3 protein-coding genes are annotated in these 2,947 nt (G+C 74.5%); all 3 read left to right on the forward strand.

Annotated features, from left to right (window positions below; translation table 11 throughout):
- Window positions 1–119 precede the first annotated feature (119 nt).
- Complete coding sequence (locus KDK95_RS34270; protein ID WP_212522530.1) at window positions 120–1,310, forward strand: NAD(P)/FAD-dependent oxidoreductase; 1,191 nt, start codon at window positions 120–122, stop codon at window positions 1,308–1,310.
- Complete coding sequence (locus KDK95_RS34275) at window positions 1,307–1,633, forward strand: (2Fe-2S)-binding protein (RefSeq protein WP_212522528.1); 327 nt, start codon at window positions 1,307–1,309, stop codon at window positions 1,631–1,633. The genes KDK95_RS34270 and KDK95_RS34275 overlap by 4 nt, the downstream gene beginning before the upstream one ends.
- A partial coding sequence (locus tag KDK95_RS34280; RefSeq protein WP_212522529.1) for an FAD/NAD(P)-dependent oxidoreductase occupies window positions 1,620–2,947 on the forward strand: 1,328 nt, incomplete at its 3' end. The genes KDK95_RS34275 and KDK95_RS34280, both read left to right, overlap by 14 nt.

The following is a 2,947-nucleotide window of genomic DNA, read 5'->3' on the forward strand; positions in this document are numbered from 1 at the left end:
GGTAACTACGGCCGGGGAGACGGGCAAGTACGACGGGACTTGGCAGGCAGTGCGACATGTGACATTTTACTGTCGTGGAGTTGCCGAGGGAGTGCGATCTGGTGGTCGTCGGCGCCGGGATGACCGGTGCGGCGTGCGCCTGGTATGCCGCGAGGGCCGGGCTGCGGGTCGCGGTCGTGGACCGGGGCGCGGTCGCGGGCGGGACGACGGGGGCCGGCGAGGGCAACCTGCTCGTCTCGGACAAGGAGCCGGGGCCCGAGCTGGATCTCGCGATGCTCTCGACGCGGTTGTGGCGCGAACTGGCCGAGGAGGCGGGATTCGCGGCGGACATCGAGTACGAGGCGAAGGGCGGCCTCGTCGTGGCGGCGCGGCCGGAGGGCTTCGCAGCGCTCGAAGCGTTCGCGCAGGAGCAGCGTCGCTCGGGGGTCGAGGCGGAGTCCGTGGCGGCGGACGCGCTTCCCGGGCTGGAGCCGCATCTCTCCCGGCTGCTGGCCGGCGGCTTCTACTATCCGCAGGACGCGCAGGTGCAGCCGGCGCGGGCCGCGGCGCTGCTGATCCGCGACGCGCGGCGGATGGGGGCGACCCTGCACACGGGCACGACCGTCACCGGCCTGACCCGAGGCGCGGGCGGCGAGGTCACCGGCGTGGTGACCGATCGCGGCACGCTGCGCGCCTCCTGGGTGCTCAACGCGGCGGGCACGTGGGGCAGCGAGATCGCGAAGCTCGCGGACGTCCGTCTTCCTGTTCTGCCGCGGCGCGGATTCGTCCTGGTCACCGAGCCCCTCCCCCGGCTCGTGCGGCACAAGGTGTACGCGGCGGACTACGTCGCCGACGTAGCCAGCAGTTCGGCCGCGCTCCAGGCCTCGGCGGTCGTCGAGGGCACGGCGGCCGGGCCGGTGCTGATCGGGGCGAGCCGCGAGCGCGTCGGGTTCGACCGGACCTTCTCCCTCGAGGTCGCGCGGCTGCTGGCGCGGCGGGCGATCGAGCTGTTCCCGGCGCTGGCGCACGTCAGGGTCATGCGAAGCTATCTCGGGTTCCGGCCGTACCTGCCGGACCACCTGCCCGCGATCGGGCCCGACCCGCGGGCGCCGGGTCTCGTGCACGCGTGCGGACACGAAGGCGCGGGTATCGGCCTGGCTCCGGCGACCGGGCATCTCATCAGCCTTCTTCTCACCGGGCAGCGGCCCGAACTGGATGTGGCGCCGTTCCGGCCGGAGCGCTTCACGGACGAGCGCTTCGCGGACGAGAAAATCGCCGACGACGGATCCACGGACGGCGAAATCGCGGACGAAGGAGCGGTGGACGCATGACGCGCGCGGGCAAGAGGCGGCGCACTCCCCTGGCGCTCGTCGAGGCGCAGCCCGAACCGGCGTTCCGGGTGGCGTTCGACGGCCGCACCCTCGACGCGCTGCCCGGCCAGACGGTCGCGGCCGTGCTCTGGTCCGCGGGGATCGCCTCCTGGCGCACGACGCGGGTGGACGGGCGGCCGCGCGGTGTGTTCTGCGGGATCGGCGCGTGCTTCGACTGCCTGGTGACGGTGAACGGCGTGCCGAATCAGCGTGCGTGCCTGGTGCCCGCGCGGCCCGGCGATGCGATCACGACTCAGCGGGGTGACGGCCATGACCCGGTATGACCTGGCGGTCGTCGGCGCGGGGCCGGGCGGTCTCGCGGCCGCGCTGACGGCTGCGGACGGCGGCCTGCTGGTCGCGCTGATCGACGGCGCACCGGAGGCGGGAGGCCAGTTCTACCGACAGACGGCGCGCCGGCTGCGCGCGCGGCGGCCGGAGCGGCTGCATCACGCGTGGTCGACGTGGACGTCGCTGCGTGACCGGCTCGCCGATCACCGGTCGGCGGGCCGGATCACGTTCCTGACGGAGCGGCACGTGTGGAGCGTCGAGCCGGGCGACGGTGCCGAGGCGGCGGAGCCGGGCGGCTTCCGCATCCACGCGCTGGTCGGCCCCGAGCAGACGACCTCGGAGACGGTGGCGGCGAGCGGGCTCGTCCTCGCGACCGGCGGTTACGAGCGCGTGCTGCCGTTCCCCGGGTGGACGCTGCCCGGCGTGCTGACGGCGGGCGGCGCGCAGGCGATGCTGAAGGCGGGCCTCGCGCTGCCGGGTCGTCGCGTGGTCGTCGCCGGATCGGGGCCCTTGCTGCTGCCGGTCGCCTCGGGACTGGCCGCCGCGGGCGCCGATGTCGCAGGGCTCTACGACTCCTCCGATCCCCGCGCGTTCGCCCGGCACGCTGCCGCGCTCGTCCGCAACGGCGAGAAGCTGATCGAGGGCGCGGGCTACGCGGCTCGACTTACCCGGCACGGCGTGCGCATCCGGTTCCGGCACTCGATCACCGCCGCGCACGGCGAGGACCGGGTGGAAGCCGTCACCCTCGCGGGGCCGGACGGACGTGAGCGGCGGATCGCGTGCGATGCGCTGGCCGTGAGCCACGGGATGCTGCCGCACACGGAGATCGCGCAGACGCTCGGCGCCCGGCTCGCCGCCGACGGCTCGGTCGCCGTCGACACGGAGCAGCGCACCGGCGTCGAGAACCTGTGGGCGGCCGGCGAGACGACCGGGATCGGCGGCGCGTCGCTGTCGCAGGCCGAGGGCGAGATCGCCGGACGCTCGGCCGCCGCGCGGCTGCGCGATCGGGCGCCGGCCGGCCTCGCCGCGAAGCAGACCAGGCGGCGCCGGCTCACCGCGTTCGCCGAGGTGATTCAGACCACGTACACGGACCCGGCGGACTGGGAACGCCGCGTCACGGATGAGACGGTGCTCTGCCGCTGCGAGGAGGTCACCGCGGCGTCCGTGCGCGAATCGGTCTCCGACCTCGGCGCCACCGACCTGCGCACCGTCAAGCTTCTGACACGCGCGGGCATGGGCTGGTGCCAGGGACGCATCTGCTCGCCCGGCGTCGCGGGCGAGCAGATGCGTCCCTGGCACCAGCCCATGCC

Origin of the sequence: Actinospica acidithermotolerans, assembly GCF_018139625.1 — a bacterium.
In the GTDB taxonomy this organism is placed as follows: Bacteria; Actinomycetota; Actinomycetes; order Streptomycetales; family Catenulisporaceae; genus Actinospica; species Actinospica acidithermotolerans.

What these genes read in the sequence shown, in the direction of transcription:
- KDK95_RS34270 (WP_212522530.1), top strand. Translation starts at nt 120, where the DNA reads ATGACCGGTGCGGCGTGCGCCTGGTATGCCGCGAGGGCCGGGCTGCGG.
- KDK95_RS34275 (WP_212522528.1), top strand. Translation starts at nt 1,307, where the DNA reads ATGACGCGCGCGGGCAAGAGGCGGCGCACTCCCCTGGCGCTCGTCGAG.